Annotated in this window: 20 protein-coding genes; 13 read left to right on the top strand and 7 right to left on the bottom strand. The window is 65.6% G+C overall.

Annotated elements, in window-relative coordinates; translation table 11 throughout:
* Positions 1-131: 131 nt before the first annotated feature.
* The 10 genes from VQ065_RS03480 to trpC all read left to right on the top strand — a co-directional run bounded on the left by VQ065_RS03480 (position 132) and on the right by trpC (position 8,591).
* Entirely contained in the window at positions 132-2,369 is a 2,238-nt protein-coding gene (locus VQ065_RS03480; RefSeq protein WP_023098436.1) for a phage tail length determinator protein, read from the top strand.
* A 9-nt stretch (positions 2,370-2,378) separates the two neighbouring features.
* Positions 2,379-3,251 (top strand): phage tail protein, encoded by an 873-nt coding sequence (locus tag VQ065_RS03485; RefSeq protein ID WP_003085182.1) that lies wholly within the window; start codon positions 2,379-2,381, stop codon positions 3,249-3,251.
* Positions 3,226-3,432 (top strand): tail protein X, encoded by a 207-nt coding sequence (locus VQ065_RS03490; RefSeq protein WP_003101635.1) that lies wholly within the window; start codon positions 3,226-3,228, stop codon positions 3,430-3,432. Before VQ065_RS03485 ends, VQ065_RS03490 begins: the two co-directional genes overlap by 26 nt.
* 57 nt (positions 3,433-3,489) lie before the next feature.
* A complete protein-coding gene (locus VQ065_RS03495) occupies positions 3,490-4,479 on the top strand; it encodes a phage late control D family protein (protein ID WP_003085186.1) in 990 nt (329 codons plus the stop codon).
* 32 nt (positions 4,480-4,511) lie between these two features.
* Positions 4,512-5,141 (top strand): glycoside hydrolase family 19 protein, encoded by a 630-nt coding sequence (locus VQ065_RS03500; RefSeq protein ID WP_003085188.1) that lies wholly within the window; start codon positions 4,512-4,514, stop codon positions 5,139-5,141.
* Positions 5,138-5,500: a hypothetical protein gene (locus VQ065_RS03505; protein ID WP_003085190.1), complete on the top strand. Its 363-nt coding sequence runs from the start codon at positions 5,138-5,140 to the stop codon at positions 5,498-5,500. The genes VQ065_RS03500 and VQ065_RS03505 overlap by 4 nt, the downstream gene beginning before the upstream one ends.
* The gene (locus VQ065_RS03510) at positions 5,497-5,754 is read left to right on the top strand and encodes a hypothetical protein (RefSeq protein WP_003118919.1); all 258 of its coding nucleotides are present in this window, start codon (positions 5,497-5,499) and stop codon (positions 5,752-5,754) included. The genes VQ065_RS03505 and VQ065_RS03510 overlap by 4 nt, the downstream gene beginning before the upstream one ends.
* Positions 5,755-6,101: 347 nt before the next feature.
* On the top strand, positions 6,102-6,707 hold the full coding sequence (locus VQ065_RS03515; RefSeq protein WP_003085194.1) for an aminodeoxychorismate/anthranilate synthase component II: 606 nt from the start codon (positions 6,102-6,104) through the stop codon (positions 6,705-6,707).
* 1 nt (position 6,708) lies between these two features.
* On the top strand, positions 6,709-7,758 hold the full coding sequence (trpD, locus tag VQ065_RS03520) for an anthranilate phosphoribosyltransferase (protein WP_003085203.1): 1,050 nt from the start codon (positions 6,709-6,711) through the stop codon (positions 7,756-7,758).
* Positions 7,755-8,591 carry an indole-3-glycerol phosphate synthase TrpC gene (trpC, locus tag VQ065_RS03525; protein ID WP_003085205.1) on the top strand — a complete coding sequence of 279 codons (837 nt, stop codon included), beginning with the start codon at positions 7,755-7,757 and terminating at the stop codon, positions 8,589-8,591. The genes trpD and trpC overlap by 4 nt, the downstream gene beginning before the upstream one ends.
* Positions 8,592-8,652: 61 nt before the next feature.
* Here trpC and crp read toward each other — a convergent pair whose 3' ends face one another.
* On the bottom strand, positions 8,653-9,297 hold the full coding sequence (gene crp / locus VQ065_RS03530) for a cAMP-activated global transcriptional regulator CRP (protein WP_003085214.1): 645 nt from the start codon (positions 9,295-9,297) through the stop codon (positions 8,653-8,655).
* A 271-nt stretch (positions 9,298-9,568) separates the two neighbouring features.
* Here crp and VQ065_RS03535 point away from each other — a divergent pair, with 271 nt between their 5' ends.
* Both VQ065_RS03535 and speD read left to right on the top strand, forming a co-directional pair.
* A complete protein-coding gene (locus tag VQ065_RS03535) occupies positions 9,569-9,991 on the top strand; it encodes an OsmC family protein (protein WP_003085219.1) in 423 nt (140 codons plus the stop codon).
* Between the two features lie 319 nt (positions 9,992-10,310).
* On the top strand, positions 10,311-11,105 hold the full coding sequence (speD, locus tag VQ065_RS03540; RefSeq protein ID WP_003085223.1) for an adenosylmethionine decarboxylase: 795 nt from the start codon (positions 10,311-10,313) through the stop codon (positions 11,103-11,105).
* A gap of 54 nt (positions 11,106-11,159) precedes the next feature.
* Here the strand turns inward: speD and coq7 are convergent, their stop codons facing one another.
* Both coq7 and VQ065_RS03550 read right to left on the bottom strand, forming a co-directional pair.
* A complete protein-coding gene (gene coq7, locus VQ065_RS03545; RefSeq protein WP_003085224.1) occupies positions 11,160-11,807 on the bottom strand; it encodes a 2-polyprenyl-3-methyl-6-methoxy-1,4-benzoquinone monooxygenase in 648 nt (215 codons plus the stop codon).
* A 99-nt stretch (positions 11,808-11,906) separates the two neighbouring features.
* Positions 11,907-12,245: a histidine triad nucleotide-binding protein gene (locus VQ065_RS03550; RefSeq protein ID WP_003085225.1), complete on the bottom strand. Its 339-nt coding sequence runs from the start codon at positions 12,243-12,245 to the stop codon at positions 11,907-11,909.
* A 78-nt stretch (positions 12,246-12,323) separates the two neighbouring features.
* Here VQ065_RS03550 and VQ065_RS03555 point away from each other — a divergent pair, with 78 nt between their 5' ends.
* Positions 12,324-13,805, top strand: a complete 1,482-nt coding sequence (locus VQ065_RS03555) for an AAA family ATPase (RefSeq protein WP_003085227.1) — start codon at positions 12,324-12,326, stop codon at positions 13,803-13,805.
* Between the two features lie 39 nt (positions 13,806-13,844).
* Here the strand turns inward: VQ065_RS03555 and VQ065_RS03560 are convergent, their stop codons facing one another.
* The 4 genes from VQ065_RS03560 to hemJ all read right to left on the bottom strand — a co-directional run bounded on the left by VQ065_RS03560 (position 13,845) and on the right by hemJ (position 17,317).
* Positions 13,845-14,645 carry an SDR family NAD(P)-dependent oxidoreductase gene (locus VQ065_RS03560; protein WP_003085237.1) on the bottom strand — a complete coding sequence of 267 codons (801 nt, stop codon included), beginning with the start codon at positions 14,643-14,645 and terminating at the stop codon, positions 13,845-13,847.
* Positions 14,646-14,705: 60 nt separating this feature from the next.
* Entirely contained in the window at positions 14,706-15,788 is a 1,083-nt protein-coding gene (locus tag VQ065_RS03565; protein ID WP_003085240.1) for a DUF805 domain-containing protein, read from the bottom strand.
* 121 nt (positions 15,789-15,909) lie between these two features.
* Positions 15,910-16,878, bottom strand: a complete 969-nt coding sequence (locus tag VQ065_RS03570; RefSeq protein WP_003085244.1) for an NAD(P)H-dependent flavin oxidoreductase — start codon at positions 16,876-16,878, stop codon at positions 15,910-15,912.
* 16 nt (positions 16,879-16,894) lie between these two features.
* Positions 16,895-17,317 carry a protoporphyrinogen oxidase HemJ gene (gene hemJ, locus VQ065_RS03575; RefSeq protein WP_003085245.1) on the bottom strand — a complete coding sequence of 141 codons (423 nt, stop codon included), beginning with the start codon at positions 17,315-17,317 and terminating at the stop codon, positions 16,895-16,897.
* Between the last annotated feature and the right edge of the window lie 106 nt (positions 17,318-17,423).

The raw sequence follows: 17,423 nt of genomic DNA on the forward strand, positions 1-17,423 counted from the left end.
TGGGCGACCTGCTCTGGTGGCTCGCCGAGGGCGAGGAGTGAGCGACGGCGCCGTTCGCCAGGCGAGCGGCGCCCGCGCTACTTCAGTAGTTCCGCGGAGGCGGACATCGATAACAGACGAGACGAACCGTCATGAGTAAAGACATGGACCTGGTGGTCTCCATCGGCGGCATCGCCGACCCCTCCTTGGGCAAGGCATTCGAGACCGTCAAGGCACGGCTCGACAGTCTCCAGGAACGTTCCCGCCAGGCGTCCAGCCTGAGGGATGTGCTGGGAGACGCCATACGCCTGGAGCGAGAACTCGCCGATATGCGCAAGGTCGGGCACCGCGGCGTTGCTGAGCATGCCCGGCAGCTTGGCGAACGCCAGGAGCAACTGAAGCGACTCGGCATCGAGGCCAGGGCCGCGGGCGATGCCTACGCTCGACTGGGCGAGATACAGCGTGGCCTGGATATGCAGGTCCGCGGCCTGCAACGGCTGGAGCAGGCCAGCCAGGCAATGCCATTGGCTAGCGCATTTTCCGGACTGGTCGTGGAAGCCAGCAAGACGGCTGCCGGTTATCAAGCGCGGTTGCGCGACCTGGCGATCCGCAACGGCCTGGACGCCGGCCGGGAGCCAGCCTTGGCATCCCTGATCCAGGACAGTGCCAGCCAGAGCGGCCTGGGACGCACGGCGACGCTGGACATGCTGGAGCACTTGAACGCCACCGGCATGGGGTTCGCCGCCGCGCAAATGAATCTGGGACTGGCGGGCCGCTTCGGCTTTGGCCAAGGGATTGCTTCAGCCGAGGCTGCGGGGCTGGTTCGAGCGTTGCAACTGGCCCAGGGTTCGGACTCGCCAGAGCAATTGTCCGCCTCCCTCGACCGCCTGGTCGTCCTGGGTAAAGGCAGAGTCGGCAGTGAGGCCCTGGCGCGTCGCCTGCCTGCCTTGTTGTCAGCGCTGGGCAATGCGGGAGAGGCCACGGCCGGCGATGTCGGTGCACTGGGGGCCTTGCTGGAGATTCAGGCAAAGAACACCACGCCAGACAAAGCGGACGTGCGGATGAAGGCCTGGCTGGAGTTCGTCAGCAGCGGCAGCTTGAAACGCGCTTATGGCCAGAACTACGACCGGGACCTGGAAGCGCTGCGCAAGGACGGAGCGAGTCTGCTGGAGGCCAACCTGGAGCTGGCTGCGCGCTATCGGGATAAGGGCGGCAAGCTCAGCGCCGGTGCGGCGTCGCCGGCGCTTGAAGCCTATCGAGCGTCGCGCGGCGAGTTCCAGGGCTTGCTCGAAACCCAGCAGTCTTCCGTAGGCTCTTCGGAGCGCGATGCGCAGCGTCGCAAGGGGATGTCCCAGGAGCTGTGGAAGGCTTCCAGCGACAGTTGGGAGAGGGCGCAGACCGCTTTGGGCAGCGCCCTGAATCCATATCTGGACAACCTGGCCAAGGGGAGCGCGGTACTCGGCGAGTCGACTGCGGAGCTGCTCGAAGCCTATCCGCGGACGACGGCCGGTCTTACCGCCGCCGCAGGTGCGGTGTTATCCGGGTATCTCGCCTACAAGGGAGGGCGCGGCGCTATCGACGTGCTGCGTGGCGGTCGGCTCGGTCGGCGAGGGACCGCTGCCGTCGGTGACCTGATCGAACGGGGTGCAGGCCGGGTATCGGGTGGTAGCGAAATACAGCGCGTGTTCGTTACCAACTGGCCGGTGCCGGGAGGCGACTCTACGCTGGAGTCCGCGAGGAGGCCGGCACAACGAAAGCGCGGTCAAACACCACGCAGGAAGAGAGGCAAGGGCGGTGGGGTGAAGGCCCGCTCCCTTCCATCCCTTGGCTTCTCGGCTGGAGGAGGCTTGGGGGCGATGGCAGGAAAGCTGCCGCGCCTGTCGCGTTTGCCCATACGCAACGCGCCGCTGCAAGTGGCCTCGTCGTTGATCGATGTTGCTGAGGTCTACTCCAGCGACCTGTCGGAGAGCGAAAAGACCATCGCCTATGGCGAGGCCGGTGGCTCCCTGGCTGGTTCCCTGGCTGGCGCCGCTCTGGGAGCGAGCATCGGCTCGGTGGTGCCGGTGGTCGGTACGCTGATCGGTGGATTGGTTGGCGGCGCTATCGGCGCCTGGGGCGGTAGCGAACTGGGGGGGCGTCTGGGACGCAGTCTGGCTGGCGATCCGCCGGCGGCCTCGGACAACAAGCCGGCGGTGCCCGCACCACAGGCCGAGCCCGTCGCGGCTGCGCCCAACTGGACCTTCGCGCCGCAGATCAACCTGACGGTGCAAGGCAACGTACACGAGCCGCAGCGCCTGGCCGACGAGTTGCTGCCCTACCTGCAACGCATGCTTGTCGACTTCGCCGACGAGCGGCAGCGGCGCAGCCTCTACGATCCGGCGATGGTCTAAGGAGTCCCCATGGCATATCTGGAACAATTGCAGGCCGGCCTGAGGTACCTGGGTCGCGCCGGCGAGTCCGGACGCAAGAGTCTGGACAAGGTGGTCGCTCCGGTGAACGGCGCGATCAGCGAGATCCGCGGCGCAGCCGCGGAGCTGGAGAACCTGCCCGGCGTATCGCCGGAAATGGCTGCCCGGCTGCAGCGTGCCATGCGCGGCATCGGCCAGGCGCAGGGCAAGGTGAACCGCGTGGTCTCCACCTATGACCGGGCGAGCCGGGCGTTGCTTGGTATCGACGAACGCCTGGATGCGCTGAAGGTCCAGGTGAACAGTGCCGCGCAGGCGGTCGGCAAGGTCGCTGGCGACATCAGTCCGACGCTGGCGGGGGTGCTGCCGTCGTGGCTGCTGGCACCCTCGGCGACGCCCCCGAGCGAGGCCGCAGCGCCCTTGCCGCACCTGCTGGTACTGCAGCCGCTGACCGCCAATGCCCAACCGTTCTACTTCAACCTGAATACTGCCGCCTTCGACGCCCTGCAGCGCAACAGTGCCTACAACTGGAGCGGGCAGGTGCGCCTGGGTCGGCGGCCGGCGCTGCAGAGCGTCGGCATGGGCGAGGAGAGCATCCTGCTCAAGGGTGCGGTATTCCCGCTGCGTCGACAGGTAGGTAACCAGGAAAAGGTCGTCGGTCTGGAGCAGCTCGAAGCGCTGCGCCGGTTGGCGGAGCGGCGTGAGCCGCTGATCCTGAGCAGCGGCTACGGCGAGGTGCAGATGGGCCTCTGGTGTCTGGTGCGGATCAGCGAGAACCAGAGCGCCCTACTGGGCAACGGCGCTCCCCGCAAACAAACCTTCGACCTGGAGTTCAAGCGCTATGGCGACGACCTGCCGAACCGCTGACGGCGACATGCTGGACAGCCTCTGCTACCACGTCTATGGCCATCTGTTGGGCTGCGTCGAGGCGACCCTCGACGCCAATCCCGGGCTGGCCGATGAGCAGCAGCCATTCCGCGCCGGCTTGCTGATCAGTTTCCCTGACATGCCGGTGGTCAATGTCGAACAGGTGCGCCTGTGGGATTGATCGACCGCTCACCCGCAACCCCGCCTTGGCGGGGTTTTTCTTTTCTGGAGAGATCAGGTGCAACCGAGTTTCCGTATCGTTGCCGACGGCACCGACGTCACCCAGCGGCTGAATGACCGCCTGCTCAAGCTGACCTTGCTGGACAAGCCGGGCATGGAGTCCGACAGCCTGATCTTGAGGCTCGACGATCGCGATGGACAGGTGGCCTTACCCAGGCGCGGTGCGGTGCTGGAGGTTCATCTCGGCTATGCCGGCGAGCCACTGATGCGCATGGGACGCTTTACCGTGGACACCTTGCAGTGGGCTGGTCCGCCGGACTGCCTGACCGTTACTGCCAAGGCCGGCGACATGCGCGGCAGTGGCAAGACGATACGCAGCGGCGGTTGGGAGGGCACTACCCTGGCTCAGGTCTGCCGCGATGTTGGCGCACGCAACGGCTGGCGCGTGGAGTGTCCGTTGCAGGTGGCGATCGCCCGGGTCGACCAGGTCAACGAGTCCGACTACCACTTCGTCACCCGTCTGGCGCGCCAGTACGACTGCACCGCCAAGCTGGCCGAGGGCATGCTCATGGTGCTGCCGCGACAGAGCGGGCAGAGCGCCACGGGGCGTCGGATCGAACCTTTGGTGTTGGGACGTGCTGATGTCGGCAGCTTCGACGTTACCTTCGACGACCGCAGCCTGATGAGAACGGTGAAGACCCGCTACCAATTGCCCGGCAGCGGCGAGGTCAAGAGCGTCGAGCTGAAGAACCCGAAGGCACCGGCTACGGCTATGGGCGAGCATGTCGACCGGCATCTCTATGCCAGCCGTGGAGAGGCCGAGCAGGCGGCGAAGGCTCGCCTGGCGAGCTTCAGCCGCTCCAGCGCCAGTGTGCGCCTGGAACTGCCAGGGCGTGGCGACCTGTTCGCCGAGCGCAGCCTGCTGCTCCAAGGCTTCAAGGCGGGAATCGACGGCGAGTTCCTGATCGACTCGGTGGAGCACACCTACAGCTCCAGCGGATGGACCACTGTCGTGCAATGCAACGGCGGCCGAGGCGGCAAGGGGTGACGCCTGAAACCCATCGGAGTGCAGGAGGATCGATGAAACTGACCGAGCAGCAATTGCTGCGCATTTTTCCCAACGCCCGCCTCGTCGCGGGCGTTTTCGTTGCGGCGTTGCAACGGGCCATGGACGAGAGGGAGATCGACACACCGGCGCGGCGTGCCGCGTTTCTCGCCCAGGTCGGCCACGAAAGCAGCCAGTTGACCCGGCTGGTGGAGAACCTCAACTACAGTGCCCAAGGCTTGGCGGCGACCTGGCCGAGCCGCTATCTCGGCCCCGACGGGCAGCCCAACGCGTTGGCCTTGCGGCTGGCGCGCAATCCGCAGGCGATTGCCGACAACACCTACGCCACGCGCAACGGCAATGGCGACGAAGCGTCCGGCGATGGCTGGCGCTTCCGTGGGCGTGGCTTGCTACAGATCACCGGGCGTGCCAACTACCGGTTGGTCGGCGAGGCCCTCGGCGAGCCGCTGGAAGCCGAGCCCTGGCGCCTGGAGCAGCCCGTGCCGGCGGCCCGCAGCGCCGCCTGGTGGTGGGCCGGTCACGGGCTCAACGAGTTGGCCGACCGCGGCGAGTTCGCTGCCATCACCCGCCGCATCAACGGCGGCCTGAATGGCCAGGCGGAGCGCCTGGCGTTGTGGCAGCGGGCCAGGGCGGTGCTGTCATGAGCCGGCTCGCTCTGCTCCTGCCGGCCGTGTTGCTGGTCCTGCTGGCCGGCGCCTTGCTCGGCGGCGGCCTGGTTGCCCGCCACTATCGTCCGCAACTGGAGGAGGCCCTGGGCCAACTCACTGCCAGCCGCGTCGCCAGCGGCCAGCTCGAGGCTTTGCTCGATGAGCAGCAGCGAGCGCTGGCGGCGGTGCGGGCGAGCGCCGAGAGGCGCGCGAAGGACGTCGAGCAGGCACTCGGCGAGGCCAGGGCGCAGGCCGCGGAGCAGTATGCCGCGGCCGTGCGTCTGCTCCGGGAACCCGACATTGGCACGGACTGCCAGGCGGCAGGTGCGGCGATCGACCGGGAGCTGGGACTATGACTCGTCTCCTGCTGGGGCTTTGTCTGCTTTTCGCGGGCTGCGCAGCCTCACCGACGACACCTCGCCCCGTGCGCGTCGAGGTTCCCCTGGCAGTGCCCTGCCGTGTACCTGACGTGCGCCCGCCGAGCTGGGCCGGCGCCACGCTGAAGGCCGGCGATTCGCTGCAGGCCAAGGTTCGCGCATTGCTCGCCGAGCGCCGCCAGCGGCAGGGCTACGAACTCGAATTGCAGGCGGCGTTGCGTGCCTGCCGCTAAACCTTTCGGCCGATCCTCTCGGATCGGCCTTCCTTCCGACATCCCGCTGTTGCACCCATCCTCCCCACTGGGCTATGTTCCCCAACATGGCTCCGTGAGACCGCTATCGTGATCCACCTCAGCAGCATCATCACCTCCCTCATCAAGGCATTCGCCCGTTGGCGCTGGCGCGCCTGACTTCTTTTTCGCCGGCCTGGCCGGTCACGTCTCCCTGCGTCCCCCGTTTTCCACAGGCATAATGCCGACGTTCCACTCTCCCCTCCTCCGCGTGCGCGCCGGGAAACGGGTGTGGCGAAAGCCGGGTGATGCGATTCGCATAAGAATGAAATCAAGAGGTTACAGCCAGCATGCTGCTGATGATCGATAACTACGACTCCTTCACCTACAACCTGGTGCAGTACTTCGGCGAGCTCAAGACCGAGGTCAAGGTGGTGCGCAACGACGAACTGAGCGTGGAACAGATCGAGGCCCTGGCGCCCGAGCGCATCGTCCTTTCCCCCGGTCCCTGCACCCCCAACGAGGCCGGCGTCTCGCTGGCCGTTATCGAGCGCTTCGCCGGCAAGCTGCCGCTGCTCGGTGTCTGCCTTGGCCATCAGAGCATCGGCCAGGCCTTCGGCGGCGAAGTGGTGCGGGCGCGGCAGGTGATGCACGGCAAGACCAGCCCGATCCACCACAAGAACCTCGGCGTGTTCGCCGGCCTGGCCAATCCCCTGACGGTGACGCGCTACCACTCGCTGGTGGTGAAGCGAGAGAGCCTGCCGGAGTGCCTGGAGATCACCGCCTGGACCCAACATGCCGACGGATCGCTCGACGAGATCATGGGTGTACGCCACAAGACCCTGAATGTCGAGGGCGTGCAGTTCCATCCCGAGTCCATCCTCACCGAGCAGGGCCACGAGTTGCTGGCAAACTTCCTCCGCCAGCAGGGCGGTGTGCGTGGGGAGGGCAACTGAGATGGATATCAAGGGAGCCCTCAATCGCATCGTCAACCAGCTCGACCTGACCACCGAGGAAATGCAGGCGGTCATGCGCCAGATCATGACCGGGCAGTGCACCGACGCGCAGATCGGCGCCTTCCTGATGGGCATGCGGATGAAGAGCGAAACCATCGACGAGATCGTCGGCGCGGTGGCGGTGATGCGCGAACTGGCCGACGGTGTGCAGTTGCCTACGCTGAAGCATGTGGTCGACGTGGTCGGCACCGGCGGCGATGGCGCGAACATCTTCAACGTATCCTCGGCGGCGTCCTTCGTGGTCGCCGCCGCTGGCGGCAAGGTCGCCAAACACGGTAACCGCGCGGTCTCCGGCAAGAGCGGCAGCGCCGACTTGCTGGAAGCCGCCGGCATCTACCTGGAACTGACCTCCGAACAGGTGGCGCGTTGCATCGACACCGTCGGCGTCGGGTTCATGTTCGCCCAGGTCCACCACAAGGCGATGAAGTACGCCGCCGGTCCGCGCCGCGAGCTGGGCTTGCGGACTCTGTTCAACATGCTTGGCCCACTGACCAACCCGGCGGGAGTCAGGCACCAGGTGGTCGGGGTGTTCACCCAGGAACTGTGCAAGCCGCTGGCTGAAGTGCTCAAGCGTCTCGGCAGCGAGCATGTGCTGGTGGTGCATTCGCGCGACGGGCTGGACGAGTTCAGTCTGGCCGCGGCGACCCACATTGCCGAGTTGAAGGACGGCGAGGTACGCGAGTACGAAGTGCGTCCCGAGGACTTCGGGATCAAGAGCCAGACCCTGATGGGGCTGGAGGTCGACAGTCCGCAGGCCTCGCTGGAACTGATCCGCGACGCTTTGGGGCGGCGCAAGACCGAGGCTGGGCAGAAGGCCGCCGAGCTGATCGTGATGAATGCCGGCCCGGCACTGTACGCTGCCGATCTGGCGACCAGCCTGCACGAGGGCATTCAACTGGCCCACGATGCCCTGCACACCGGGCTGGCACGGGAGAAGATGGACGAACTGGTGGCCTTCACCGCCGTTTACAGAGAGGAGAACGCACAGTGAGTGTGCCGACGGTTCTGCAGAAGATCCTCGCCCGCAAGGCCGAGGAGGTCGCCGAGCGCCGTGCGCGCGTCAACCTGGCCGAGGTCGAGCGGCTGGCGCGTAGCGCCGATGCGCCGCGCGGCTTCGCCAATGCCCTGCTGGAGCGGGCCAAGCGCAAGGAGCCGGCAGTGATCGCCGAGATCAAGAAGGCATCGCCGAGCAAGGGCGTGCTGCGCGAACACTTCGTCCCGGCGGAGATCGCCCGCAGCTACGAGGCGGGTGGCGCGGCGTGCCTGTCGGTGCTCACCGACGTGGACTTCTTCCAGGGCGCCGATGCCTATCTGAAGGAAGCGCGGGCCGCCTGTGCGCTGCCGGTGATCCGCAAGGACTTCATGATCGATCCGTACCAGATCGTCGAGGCGCGGGCGATCGGTGCCGACTGCATCCTGCTGATCGTCTCGGCGCTGGACGACGTGCTGATGGCCGAACTGGCGGCGACTGCCAAGTCGGTCGGTCTCGACGTACTGGTCGAAGTGCATGACGGCACCGAGCTGGAACGTGCACTGAAGACCCTGGACACGCCGTTGGTGGGCATCAACAACCGCAACCTGCACACCTTCGAGGTGAGCCTGGAAACCACCCTCGACCTGTTGCCGGAAATTCCCCGCGACCGCCTGGTGGTCACCGAGAGCGGTATTCTCAACCGGGCCGACGTGGAGCTGATGGAAGTCAGCGAGGTCTACGCCTTCCTGGTTGGCGAGGCGTTCATGCGGGCCGACGATCCTGGCCTCGAGCTGAAGCGCCTGTTCTTCCAGGAGCGTGGCGGCGTGGTGCTGGGCGCCGATCCTGACTGATCCGCGCTGTCGAACCCCATGAAAAAGGCCGGTTGTGACCGGCCTTTTTCATGGGTGCTGTTCAGCGGGTGCCGAAGACCACCATGGTCTTCCCTTTCACATGCACCAGGCCCTGCTCCTCCAGGCTCTTCAGCACGCGTCCGACCATTTCCCGCGAGCAGCCGACGATCCGGCCGATCTCCTGGCGGGTGATCTTGATCTGCATGCCGTCCGGGTGGGTCATGGCGTCCGGTTGCTGGCACAGGTCCAGCAAGGTGCGGGCCACGCGTCCGGTGACGTCGAGGAAGGCCAGGTCGCCCACCTTGCGGGTGGTCTTGCGCAGGCGGTCGGCCATCTGGCTGCCGAGGGTGTAGAGGATCTCCGAGTCCTGCTGCGACAGTTCGCGGAACTTCGCATAGCTGATCTCGGCGACTTCGCATTCCACCTTGGCGCGAACCCAGGCGCTGCGTTCCTGTTCGCTGCCTTCCTTTTCGAACAATCCCAGCTCGCCGAAGAAATCACCGCTGTTGAGGTAGCCGATGATCATTTCGCGGCCGTCGTCGTCCTCGATGAGGATGGTGACCGAACCCTTGATGATGAAGAACAGCGTTTCGCAGCGATCGCCGGCATAGATGATGGTGCTCTTTGCGGTGTAGCGGCGGCGGTGACAGTGTGCGAGCAGCTTGTCTAGGTGTTTGAGTTTGGGTGTGTGGGTAATAGCTACCATGCCCGAGTCCCGAAAGAATAAAGAATATGCCTGACGTACAAGGCGATGTTTTTTTGAGTTCTTATGGAGAGACCTGCCAGGGCCCGGGAGCTCAGCGGAGAACTCCCCCCAACCGGGCAGATCAGGAAGTGTGCCAGTAAACCGCGTCCAGCTTAACAGACGGACCATGAAGGTCGATGTGATTTTGCGACGCAGCTATCAGGACTGTGATCCCGTACTGTCCTTGGGCCCTGTGCTAAGCTGGCGCCCTTTGCCGGCGGGAGTCTGAACGATGAAAGCGCGTATCCAGTGGGCGGGCGAGGCGATGTTCCTCGGCGAGTCCGGTAGCGGCCACGTGGTGGTCATGGACGGTCCGCCGGACCATGGCGGACGCAACCTCGGGGTGCGCCCTATGGAGATGGTGCTGATCGGCCTCGGCGGCTGCACCAACTTCGATGTGGTCAGCATCCTGAAGAAGGCGCGCCAGCCGGTGGAGAGCTGCGAAGCCTTCCTCGAGGCCGAAAGGGCCGACGAGGAGCCCAAGGTGTTCACGAAGATCCACGTGCACTTCGTGGTCAAGGGCCGCGGTCTCAAGGAGGCCCAGGTCAAGCGCGCGGTGGAGCTGTCGGCGGAGAAATACTGCTCGGCGTCGATCATGCTCGGTCGCGGCGGGGTGGAGATCACCCACGACTACGAGATCGTCGAACTCGGCTGAGACGACATCCGGTCATCATAAAAGGGGCGCAAACTCTGGCGGAGGCTTGATTGGCTCTGCATAATGCGCCCCTTTTTTCGTGCCGCGCGATTCCGTCGAGCGGCCGTTCAGTTCGGAAGATTCTTCCGCTCTGATAGACGTTTCCCGAGCCATCCCGGTCGGGTGACCAATGGCGCCAGCCGGCGCCCGTGCAACTCAACAAACCACAATCGCCATCGCGAAGAGGTGTTAACCGTCCTACGCAGGTGCGTCGTTCGCATCTGACGGGCATGCCCCAACCCTGCGGCAGAGCCGCAAGCAACCGAGAGAGTTCCCCACGGTGAAAAGCAAACTCAAGCTCCACGGGTTCAACAACCTGACGAAGACCTTGAGCTTCAACATCTACGACATCTGCTACGCCGAGACGCCCGAAGACCTCCAGGCCTACGTGCAGTACATCGACGAAGAGTATGACGCGGAGCGTCTGACGCAGATTCTTACCGATGTTGTCGACATCATCGGTGCCAATATCCTGAACATCGCGCGTCAGGACTACGACCCCCAGGGCGCCAGCGTGACCATCCTGATCTCCGAGCAGCCGGTCACTCCGACCGACAGCCAGATCGAAGAGTCCCCGGGCCCGCTGCCGGACACCATCCTGGCGCACCTGGACAAGAGCCACATCACCGTGCATACCTACCCGGAAATCCATCCGGTGGACGGCATCGCGACCTTCCGCGTGGACATCGATGTGTCCACCTGCGGAGTGATCTCCCCGCTGAAGGCCCTGAACTACCTGATCCACCAGTTCGACTCGGACATCGTCACGGTCGACTATCGGGTCCGCGGCTTCACCCGCGACATCGAGGGGCGCAAGCATTTCATCGACCACGAGATCAACTCGATCCAGAACTATCTCTCCGACGACACGCGCGAGGCCTACCAGATGACCGACGTGAACGTGTACCAGGAGAACCTGTTCCACACCAAGATGCTGCTCAAGGACTTCGAACTGGAGAACTACCTGTTCGGCGACGCTACCCGGACGCTCTCGACGGAACAGCGCGAGCAGGTCACGGAACGGCTCAAGCACGAAATGCTGGAGATCTTCTACGCGCGCAACATGCCGCGCTGATCGCACACGAGAAAGAAAAAGCCCGCTTCGAGCGGGCTTTTTCATGCGTGCGATTCAGATGCGGTAGGTGCTCTTGGTCATCACCTTCGCCAGCAGGCTCATGCCCAGCTTCACCGGTGCCGGGAAGCGCAGGCCGCCGGCGGCCAGGGCGTTGCTCGAATGCTGTTCCTCGTCGATACGCATCTGCTCGAGGATGGCACGGGATTTCCGATCCTCCTGGGGAATCTGCGCCAGGTGTTCGTCCAGATGCTTGCACACCTGGTCTTCGGTGGCGGCGACGAAGCCCAGGCTGACCCGGTCGCTGACTAGCCCGGCGGCGGCACCGACGCCGAAGGACAGGCCGTAGAAGATCGGATTGAGCACGCTGGGACGGCTGCCCAACTGGCGGATGCGTTGCTCGCACCAGGCCAGGTGGTCGATCTCCTCCTCGGCGGCTTCCTCCATCGCCTCGCGGACCTCGGGCAGCTTGGCGGTCAGCGACTGGCCCTGGTACAGCGCCTGGGCGCAGACCTCGCCGGTGTGGTTGATGCGCATCAGGCCGGCGATATGGCGGGTGTCTTCCTCGCTCAGTTCGCCATCGGGTTCCACGATGGCCGGCGACGGTCGCGCCGGCTGGCCGCTGAACGGCAGCAGGGTGCGCAGGGCGGAGTCGGCCTGCAGCAGGAAACGGTCGATGGGCGAATAGTGGCGGTCGGCGGACATGGCGCACCTCCGGAAACGAAAGATCGCACCAGTTTACCGGAAGTGCGCTGATAGCAGGATGTTGCGGACGGGCTGCGATGTCGCAGCGCCAGCAGGGACTCAGCCCGGCGGCCAGTGCATCTGGCGTTGACCCAGCACGTGCATGTGGATGTGGTGCACGGTCTGCCCGCCAAGGTCGTTGCAGTTCATCACCACACGGAAGCCTTCCTCGCAGCCCTGCTCCCGGGCCAGGCGCTGGGCGGTGAAGAGGATATGGCCTGCCAGCGGCCGGTCTGCCTCGGTCAGGTGCTCGAGGGTGGGAATGTGCCTTTTCGGGATGACCAGGAAGTGCACCGGCGCCTGCGGGCCGATATCGTGAAACGCGACAACTTCCTCGTCTTCGTAGAACTTGCGCGCGGGAACTTCCCCCGCCACGATCTTGCAGAACAGACAGTCCATGGGCGATTCCTCCGGCCTCGGGTGCTTTCCCGAGTGTAGCGGTGCCCGTCGCGACCGCCCAAGCGTGAAGGAGCCGCAGTGAAGAACGACATACACGACCTCGGCCTGGTCCTGGATTCCCGGGTCAAGCTGATCCTGATCGAGTCCTGGGACGAGCCGAAGGTGATGGAAACCCTCACCGGCCTGGCGGTCAGGCGCGGCCTTGGCCTGTATGCCTGGTCGGTGACCGAGGGCGTGCAGCGCCTGGGCTTCGGCGGCGAGCCGCTGGGCGGGGAGGAGAGCCGCGACCCGGTCGCGGCGTTGCGCTTGATCAAGCACGATCAGCAGGCGAATCTCTACGTGCTCTGCGACCTGCATCCTTTCCTTGGCGACAGCCCGACCCTGGTGCGCCTGCTCAAGGAAATCGCCATGGCCGAAGGCAATCATCGACCGACCGTGGTGCTGGTGTCCCATGCGCTGAAGCTGCCGGCCGAAGTGCAGCGCTTCGCCGCGCGGTTCTCGCTGTCCCTGCCCAGCGAAGACGAACTGCTCGGCATCGTCCGCGAGGAAGCGACGCGCTGGAGCGAGCGCAACCGTGGTGCCCGCGTGCGTACCGACAACCGCACCCTGCAGCAGGTGGTGAAGAACCTGCGCGGGCTCAGCCATGCCGAGGCGCGGCTGCTGGCGCGCAACGTGATCTGCAACGATGGGGCGATCACCCAGGAGGACCTGCCCGAGCTGAACCGCACCAAGTTCCAGCTACTCGACCTGGAGGGCGTGCTGAGCTTCGAGTACGACACCGCGCGCTTCGCCGAGGTCGGCGGGCTTGCCGCGCTCAAGCGTTGGCTCGGCGAGCGTCAGTCGGCGTTCCTCGCCGGCAAGCCTGGCAACCAGCCGAAGGGCATGATGCTGGTCGGCGTGCAGGGCGCCGGCAAGAGCCTGGCGGCCAAGGCGGTGGCCGGCCTCTGGGGCTTGCCGTTGCTGCGTCTGGATTTCGCCTGTCTCTACAACAAGTACTTCGGCGAAACCGAGCGCAACCTGCGCGAGGCGCTGCGCCTGGCCGAACAGATGGCGCCCTGCGTGCTGTGGATGGATGAAGTGGAGAAGGGCATTTCTGGCGGCGACCAGGACAACGGCGTCAGTCAGCGCGTGCTGGGTACCCTGCTGACCTGGATGGCCGAGCGCGAGGCGCCGGTCTTCATGGTCGCCACCGCGAACGCTATCGACCGCCTGCCGCCCGAACTGATCCGCAAGGGACGCTTCGACGAATTGTTCTTCGTCGACCTGCCGACGCCGGAGGTTCGCGCCGAGATCTTCCGCATCCATCTGCAACGCCGCGAGCTGGAGCCGGCACAGTTCGACCTCCTTCTGCTGGCGGCTGCCAGCGAGGGTTTCAGCGGGGCGGAGATCGAGCAGGCGGTGGTGGCGGCACTGTACGCCGGGCAGGCGCGACAGCAGGCGGTGGATCAGGAGCTGTTGCTCAGGGAGCTGTCGCGAACCTCGCCGCTGTCGGTGCTGATGGCGGAAAAGCTCGCCGCGCTGCGGACCTGGGCCAAGGGGCGGGCGGTGCCGGCAGACTGAGCCGACGGCTAACCTCGTTGCCCTGCGAGGAGAGGCCGATCAACCCCGTGGGACGGAGGGTACCGCCGAGGCGTTGATCCGCGCGGCGAGTCGGCGCACCAGCCAGCGTGGCGCCAGGCGTGGGCTCAGCGCCAGCAGGCGATTGCGCCAACCGGGGACGATCAGGGCGCGGTTCTTGTCCAGCCCGCGCAGGGCCAGCAGCGCGACTTCCTCCGGGGTCATCATCAGCTTGCTCCGGTCGAGCCTGCCGAGCCGCATCCCGGCTTCCCGGAAGAATGCCGTACGGGTTGGCCCAGGGCACAGCACCGAGACCTTGACGCCGCGCCCTTTCAGTTCTTCCCGCAAGCCTTCCGAGAAGTGCAGGACGTAGGCCTTGCTGGCGTAGTAGTTGCTCATCCAGGCGCCGGGCTGGAAGGCGGCCACCGAGGCGATATTGAGTATCTGGCCACCTCCCTGCGCCGCCATGCGGGCGCCGAGGGAGTGGCAAAGGCGGGCCAGGGCCAGGATGTTGAGTTCGATCAGCTCCTGTTCCCGCGCCCATTCCTGGTCGATGAAGGGGCCGGAGGTACCGATCCCGGCATTGTTAACCAGCAGGTCGATCTGTCGTTCGCCCTGTTCCAGTTCGTGCAACAACCCTGACAGTTGCAGCGGCTCGGAAAGATCGCAGGTGCGGAACAGCACTTCCACGCCGAAACGCTGCGCCAGCTCATAGGCGATGCTCTCCAGCGCGTCGCGCTGGCGCGCCACCAGGATCAGGGCGCGACCGCGCCGGGCCAGGGCTTCGGCTAGGGCCAGGCCGATACCGCTGGAAGCGCCGGTGATCAGGGCATAACGGGGCATTCGAGATTTCTCCGAAACGGACGGGGAATTGGACCCCGCCCGTCGCGAGGGGTTGCGTGGCTACTGTTGGTCGTCGTCTTCCATGGCCTCTGCCGCCGCCGTGGCGGCTTCATCGGCTTCGGCCGCCGCTGCGGCGGCCTGCTCGTCCGTGGTGTACGGGTCGGCTGGAGCGCTGGCGCCGCCGTCATAGTTCGCGCGCTCCAGGTAACCCTGGTAGGACGGCAGGGCGATGGCGGCGATGATACCGACTATCGGCAGCAGGATGATCAGACTGGCCAGGACTTTCACCCCGGTGCTGTTCGCCGGCGGCGGCGGACCGTAGCGGTTGGCGCCGGTGCTGCCGGGCAGGACCAGCATCAGGATGCCGAACACGCTGCCGACGAAGGGGACGAAGTTGAGCAGCCAGAGCCAGCCCGACCAGCCGAGGTCATGCAGGCGCTGCACGCCGATCATCACGGCAATGACGATGAAGGCGATCGAGGCCAGGGCGGTGACGGCCACGCCGACGGTTTCGCCGAGCAGGAAGCCCAGGCCCATGATGACGAGGAAGCACAGCGTCATCGCCATCGACCAGCCGAGATAGCGCAGGCGTCCGATCCGGCCGTTGGTGGTGAACACGTTCAGCTCGCCGAACTCGGGGAGGGCTTCGCCGACCTGGGCGCTGGGTGGTGTGTAGGGAGACGCGCCCGCGCCCGCGGCCGCGGAGGCCGCAGGCGCGGCGTTTTCGCCGAGCTGCGCCTGGCGCGCCAGGTACTTCTCGATGATGATGCCGCAAGCCGAACATTCCGCTCCGCTGGGCTGTTCATGGCCGCATTTCGGGCAAGTCATGGGAGGCAGGTCTTGCGCTGGGGTTTCCTCCGCGACCTGGGGGTTGTGATCGGGCGTTTCCACCAGGCTCAGGCTGGCCGCCAGGTCGACTTCCTTGTAGGCATTGGCGCCGGCCTGGCGCAGGGCGGTCAGGTAACGCTCCGCCTCGGCCTCTGGAAGTTCGCGTTTCAGCACCACCGGGCGACCGCCGAAGAGGGCGTCGATCTTGCCCGGTTCGCTCTTGAACAGGCGGGCGAGATTGTCCTTCACGGTTTCGAGCGATGCGTCGGGCATCAGCTCGCCGGAGAAGACGATCTTGAAGCGTTGGTCGGTCATGCAGGCATCCTTGTCAGCTGGGGTGAGAGAAATGCAGCCGACAGCCTAATCGGCGGCCTTGGCGCCCACAAGCGCGAGATGAGAACTCCCGCACAAGCCGGGGCGCCGTGACCCGGCGGTTTCAGCGCGGCCAGCGGTTGGCCAGGCTATCCATGTTCCGCAGGGCGTCTCGATATTCCCGGTCGAGGCGGGCGACCAACTCGTCGACGCCGGGCAAGTCGTCTATGTTGCCCGCGCCCTGGCCGGCGGACCACACGGTCTTCCAGGCCTTGGCCTCGTCGTTCACCGGCTTGAGTTTCTCGCCGTAGTTCATGTCTGCCTTGTCGGTCAGGCGCTTCAGATCGTAGCCGGCGGCCTCCAGGCTTTGCCGCATGAAGCTGGCCGGTACGCCGGACACCGCCGGGGTGTGCACGATGTCGGCGGCGCGTGCCTCCAGGATCATCTGCTTGTAGGCGTCGGAGGCATTGCTCTCGCGGGTGGCGATGAAGCGGGTGCCGAGATAGGCCAGGTCGGCGCCGAGCATCTGTGCGGCGAGAATCTCGTGGCCGTGGTTGATGCAGCCGGCCAGCAGCAGAGTCTTGTCGAAGAACTGGCGGATTTCCGCGACCAGCGCGAAAGGGCTCCAGGTCCCGGCGTGCCCGCCCGCGCCGGCCGCCACCGCGATCAGACCGTCGACCCCGGCCTCGGCGGCCTTTTCGGCGTGGCGGCGGGTGGTGACGTCGTGGAATACCAGGCCGCCGTAGCTATGCACAGCGTCTACCACTTCGCGCACTGCGCCGAGGCTGGTGATGACGATCGGTACGCGGTGCTCGACGCAGATCCGCAGGTCGGCCTGCAACCGCGGATTGGTGTTGTGGACGATCAGGTTCACCGCATAGGGCGCGGGATTGTCCAGCGCTTGCAGGCCGGCCCCGATTTCCTCCAGCCAACCCTCGAAGCCGCTGCTCTCGCGCTGGTTGAGCGCCGGGAAGCTGCCGACGATGCCGCTGCGGCAGCAGGCCAGCACCAACTGCGGGTTGGATACCAGGAACATCGGCGCGGCCACCATCGGCAGTCGCAGGCGTTGGTCGAGCAGGGCGGGCAAGGACATGGACAGGACTCCTGGGTCAGAAAGGTTTGAGCACCACCAGTAGGACGATCAGCAGCAGGAACAGTACAGGCACTTCGTTGAACCAGCGGTAGAACACATGGCTGCGCCCCGGCTCGCCGCGGGCGAAGCGCTTGAGCATGGCGCCGCAGGCGTGGTGGTAGCCGATCAGCAGGACCACCAGGGTCAGCTTGGCGTGCAGCCAGCCTTGGCTCAGCCAGCCGGGGGTGAGATAGAGCATCCAGAGGCCAAGGACCAGGGTGGCGAGCATCGAGGGCATCATGATCCCCCGGTAGAGCTTGCGCTCCATGACGCAGAAGCGTTCCCGGCTGGTCTGGTCCTCGCTCATGGCGTGGTAGACGAACAGGCGCGGCAGGTAGAACAGGCCGGCGAACCAGCAGACCACGGCGATGATATGGAAGGCTTTGAGCCACAGGTACATCAGGACATCCTCTTGATCACGGTGCCCCGATAGTAGAGGGATGGCTGGAACGCGTCACCCTGGCGGCTTGCCGCTGTCTGATTTGCCGGCAGATATGGCCGCATAA

This window comes from Pseudomonas sp. KBN10P06128, from assembly GCF_037574945.1.
GTDB classification, from domain to species: domain Bacteria; phylum Pseudomonadota; class Gammaproteobacteria; order Pseudomonadales; family Pseudomonadaceae; genus Pseudomonas; species Pseudomonas aeruginosa.